Annotated in this window: 3 protein-coding genes; 2 read left to right on the plus strand and 1 reads right to left on the minus strand. The window is 59.1% G+C overall.

The features are described 5' to 3' along the window. Nucleotides 1-618 precede the first annotated feature (618 nt). Complete coding sequence (locus E0E00_RS14120; RefSeq protein ID WP_207302795.1) at nt 619-1,578, plus strand: Abi family protein; 960 nt, start codon at nt 619-621, stop codon at nt 1,576-1,578. Nucleotides 1,579-1,957: 379 nt separating this feature from the next. On the opposite strand, the gene E0E00_RS14125 is transcribed toward E0E00_RS14120, so the two are convergent. Next, nucleotides 1,958-3,121, minus strand: coding sequence for a transposase (locus tag E0E00_RS14125; RefSeq protein ID WP_130813189.1), 1,164 nt, complete (start codon nt 3,119-3,121; stop codon nt 1,958-1,960). 261 nt (nt 3,122-3,382) lie between these two features. On the opposite strand from E0E00_RS14125, the gene E0E00_RS14130 reads away from it, so the two are divergent. Continuing rightward, nucleotides 3,383-5,152: an AAA family ATPase gene (locus E0E00_RS14130; RefSeq protein WP_207302796.1), complete on the plus strand. Its 1,770-nt coding sequence runs from the start codon at nt 3,383-3,385 to the stop codon at nt 5,150-5,152. The last annotated feature ends 30 nt before the right edge of the window (nt 5,153-5,182 follow it).

The raw sequence follows: 5,182 nt of genomic DNA on the forward strand, positions 1-5,182 counted from the left end.
TTCCTCTCCGGGCAGGCCTCGTCCGACTCAGCAAAATCCCGCCCGGAGGAAACATAGCGGGGCCGTGCCCCTTGCGCGACTCGGGCACGGCCCCATGCGAATACTGCTCAATTCCCGATGCGTACGGTGGTCAGTTTTCCGTGCGACATCCGCGCAGTTCCTATTGAAATTCAACAGCTGGCCGAGTGGCCCCACGGGGACAACCGGATCGAGGCCGAGACGCCCGCCGCGCTGAGTCTGGAGGCGAGCCGCGACGGGCTGGTGGAGCGTAGGCCTCGAACCCATCGCGACGCCTCGACACGAATCCTGCACCTGCGGGAACGCAGGAGGGGAGACCCCTTTCGGGGCCTCCCCCCCGTCTCGCTGGGTGCGAAAACCCGCTATTCCTTCAAGGTGTTTCGCTAAGGTTGAAAATCAACCCGACTCGATTTGGTTGCTATTCTCCGACGGTTCGCGGTTGGTTTAGGCCGACGCTAACAGCGTTCTCCATCTCGGAGATCACGGAAGCGACCGGCATCAGCAAGAGCACGCTGTACCGAAGCCTTGCGCACGAAGCCTACATGCCGCCGTCAGCCGAGACGGTGGCCGTACAATGTGCATATACGGACAGGAGGGAAAATGACCAGTGACGATGCTAGCATGCGAACGGGAAAGCCCAAGCTCACCGTCGACGAGCAGATTGGGCACCTGAGGTCCAAGGGAGTGACGTTCGACCTGTGCCCGGAGGAGGACGCCCGCGAGACGCTCTCCGACAAGACGTACTACTTCAAGCTCGCGGCCTATCGCGTGCTCTTCGACAAGCGCGTTGGAGGCGAGCGCGACGGGGAGTACGTGGGGCTCGACTTCGGGCACCTGCGGGACCTCGCGGCCATCGACCACATGCTCAGGTACACGCTGCTGCCGATGACCCTGGACATCGAGCACTTTGCCAAGGCCAAGCTCATGCACGAGGTCACCGAGCGGGTAGGCGAGGACGGCTACTCGATCGTCGTGGACTACCTGGCCAGCCTCCCGAAGAAGAGCCTGGACATCCGCAATGGCGAGATAAGGCGCCTCGAGAACGACAGATACAGCGGTGATTTGGCCCGCAGGTACGATGGCTCCTACCCCGCATGGGTGTTCGCCGAGCTGATCTCGTTCGGCGGCTTCATCGACTTCTACCGCTTTTGCGCGCTCAGGTGGGACGACAGGGAGATGCGAAAGGAACACTACCTGCTGAAGCAGGTCAAGGCCGTCAGGAACGCCTGCGCTCACTCGACGGCCATCGTCAACGGCTTCGCGCCCGGAACGCCCAGTAACGTCCGGACCCCGAACGAGGTTGCCCGGGCGCTCGCGGATGTCGGTTTGAACAAACGCGCGAGGCATTCCAAGATGTCGAATGCGAGGGTCCAGCAGATAACGATGACGGCCTTCGCCTACAGAGAGCTCGTCAAGGGAACCCACAGTAGGGAGATGTGCCGCACACTGGTAGACGCATTTATCAGCAGATCGGAAGAGCACTCGGACTGGTATGTCCGATCGGACTATTTCCGCTCCGCGCTGGCCTTCTTGAACAGGGTGTTTGACAGATGGATCTAAGCGGTCCATAATGTATCCAGCTAAAAAACCTTCGGGTTTTGCGGGGCGGGGTTGCGAAAGCGGTCCTGCCCTAGTTTTAATATGAGCCAAGCATCGTCAAGTGGCATGGCGTAGCAGGTCCTAGGTTCTCTGCCTGGGACCTGCCACTTCCTTCAAGCCAAGGACTCCCTCTTTGAGCGTTCCCTAGTCGGCGCCTGCCTGGCAGGCTGATATTCGCGGGCTTGTGCCCACATCCGTAGTCAGACGGGCGTTTAGCTACTTGGTAGAGGGATGTGGTACCGCAGCTCGATTCTCCGTCTGAGGCCTTCGGTGCGGAATCCAGCCTTCATGGCGGACGCAGCCCCTAGGGGTTGTCCGAGAAAGCAGTCGCGGGCAGGTCTCAGCCCTGCGTCGGGAGAGGCGCCTTTGGCAGAGAGGCTATACGGGAGGCCAGCTGGGCCTGATGGGCGCCCTCGGCGCGCCTCCCCACCCCCCAGGCCCGGCAGGCGGGCTCGCGGGCACAGGCCGTGTTGGTGACACGGCTGCTGTGGCCGGGCCTCACAAGCTCTGGGTGCCTCTTCACGAGGCGCCTCGTGCGTTCGGCACCCCGTCTTCCTGTCTCAGCCGACGCCTCCCGCCCGGGTGGGAGCCCCTTTGGCTTCGCCGAGCAGCCTGCGAAGCGCCAGGGGGCCTCAGCGAGGGCCCTTCTGGTGGCAGCGCTGCCACACTTTGCGACGTGGCCCCTCGCCCCCTTCCCGCCTGGGGGGTGCCCGGAGGGCGTGAGCCCGCGCCAGCCTGCGCACTCCTCGGCAGGGCCGAGCCTCGAGAACGAGCCTGCCTCGGCAGCCAAGCAGAGGGCGCTCGCGACATCGATGCCCTTGATGGCGGGGAGGGCCTCAACGACAGGAGCCCACCTGTCCCTTTCGGCCTCTTTCTCGACCGCCTCCTCGAGCTCGGGCTTGTCGGTCTCGGCGCACCTGGCTGCCGTTGCATGGTGGGCGTAGGTGATGCGGGCTGCCCCCTCGAGCCTGGTCTCGCCCATCCGCTCCCGGCGGGCGCGAGGCCAGCTGCCCTTCCCCTGGCCTAGGGGGTTGGCCTCGCTGAAGACGTAGCCTCGCCCCAAGAGGGACTTCGAGAGCCCCTGGCGGTCTCTCCGAAGGCCGGTCCCTGTGTCGCCTGAGGCCCGCGAGGGGCCGCGGGCCGCCCCTGCCTCCCCGGAGGGGACGAAGGCCTCCACGGTGTTGCGGCAGGCCAGCATCCGGGCGAGGGAGGCCGCATCCCCCTCGCCGCTTTTTCTCCTCCTGTCGGCAGCGGGCTTCTGCATCTTGGAGACCGCTGCCACGCAGCAGTCGGCTCCCGTCCCTTCGAGCTCGCGTGCCAGGCGCCAGCCGGTGGGCCCCGACCCGTAGGCGCACTCGGGGGACTCGCACCCTTTCGCCCACTCGGCTACTGGTGCGGCCCCTGCCCCGAGCTCCTCCTGGCAGATCTCGCCCGTGAAGGGGTTGAGGGCAGCTGCTGAGGTCGCGCGGGCATGGGCGTCGAGGCCGATGGAGGTAACACACATAGGTGGAGCCCCTTCCGCATGTGCGGTAACGGTGCCACCGCCAGAACCAATACATCCAGCTCTTAGTGTGGCAGCACTTCAGCCCGCGAGACGATGCGAGCAGGGGGCTTCAATGCTTGGCTCATATCGTCTTATAGGGGGTGAATTTTCAGAGCAAGTGCAACGCCTCTGAAAATTCACCATAATGAAAAGTAAAGAATGCAAAATTCATGTCATGTGCTAGATACGACATGTTTTTAGTCGGATAGGAAGGCAGCTCGAATGGCAAGCAATATACCCTCAATACTTGGCGTGCATGTATGCAGCGGAGCTTTTAATTCTGGGTACGACATCGATCTCTTTGGAAGCTTGCAGAGTGAAGGAAACAGCCCTAAGCCGGTTCGTGCTTCCATAATTTTCGGCCATAACGGTTCAGGCAAATCTACGATTGCCCGAGAGATTGCGGCGATTAGTCGAGGGGAATCCGGCGGTTATCTCTATGACGAGAGCAAGAAGATGTTGTCACTTGCTGACAACGAATGTGCTGGCATAAGGGTATTCGACGAGGATTACATCGAGTCAAAGACCCGAATTAAAGGCGATGGCCTTGACTCAATTGTGATGCTGGGCAAACAAGTATCGGCAGCCGAGGCTATTGAGGAGACCGAGAAAAGCATCCGAGGTGTAACTGCAGAAATAGAAGAGTTAGACAGCAGAATCACAGATCTTCAAAAAGGCTCAAACTCGGTCGAAAAATTAGAGAGGAAGGCAAAAGAGAGCGTCAAAAGCGCCGGCTGGGCAGAACGCTGTCAGAAAATTACCGGAAGGAAATCGAATCTAAGCAAAAAATCTTGGATAGACGTGCAAAACGCCAAAACGAAAGAAACTAGGGAGACGCTAGGGCAGCGGTTTGAAGCCAAGCTCAGCATCTTTGAGAAAGCCAGAGCAGCTGGGCAAGATGAGATTAGCCCCGTTCCCTCCATCGATATCGCACCATACGATGAGGGTTATCTAACGGAGTTACTCAGCAGACAGATTGACAATCCGGAACTTTCTGAACGAGAGCAAAGAATTCTCAAGCTAGTGAAGAACGACAACCAGACTATTGTCGATACCGCCATATGCGTCTTTTCGTCGGAAGACACACACGTATGCCCGATGTGCCAGCAGGAGGTTTCTCGGGAGCACAAAGAATCAATCGTTGCAAGCATCCGCAAGGTCCTTAATAAAGCCGTTGAGGAATTCAGGGGCGAACTCTCGAAAGCGTACCTCCCTTGCCTAGTTGAGACTGTCGATATTCCAGACCAGGTCACCGAATCAGCGAAAGCCGACTTGAAAGATGCTCTTCGTGAGGCCAATCGTCTTGTTAACGAATACAATTCGCGCATTGAGCTCCGCAAGGCAAGCATCTATACGGCTCAAACCGCAGATGTATTGGGCTTGGATGCGGCGCTGAAAAAGCTCGAGGTTGCGGCCGAGAGCGTAAACTCCGAAATCGACTCTATCAACGGTGCTATCAAAGATAGAAATACCTTAGAGAAGGACCTCCTGAGGCTTAACGATGCGATAAGTCGAACTGACGCTCGCCAAGACATCGAGTCCTGGCAAACGGCGGAAGGCGGCCTCACCAATGCCAGGGATGCTAAGAACAATAAGCTGGTGGAGCAAAGGCGGCTTCTATCGGAAAAGCAACAACAGGAAGCGGCATTAAAGCAGATCGACATTGCAGTTGACGTCATCAACTCGTATCTCGCGAATGTGTACTTCGATTCCGACAGGTTCAAGCTTGTGCTGGATGGCGAACGATACAAGGTCCTGTCCCATGGGCAGTCAGTTGCCCCGGATAACATTTCGACTGGCGAGAGGAATGTCCTGGCGCTTTGCTACTTCTTTACGGAAAGCGGAGAGGGCAAGGAACAAGGGCATGCTGACGATGACCCTCAGTATGTTGTTCTGGGGGTGGTACCGCTTTTCCGTACCGTTCTCGCTAGGCTGCAAGGGTTAGGCTTTGCCTGTATGCCAAGGGGCCCATCGAGCCCAGCGAGCGCCTGATCCTCTTTGTGTCGTGCCACTCTATGTAGT

The sequence above is a fragment of the Olsenella sp. Marseille-P4559 genome (assembly GCF_900605015.1).
GTDB lineage: Bacteria > Actinomycetota > Coriobacteriia > Coriobacteriales > Atopobiaceae > Tractidigestivibacter.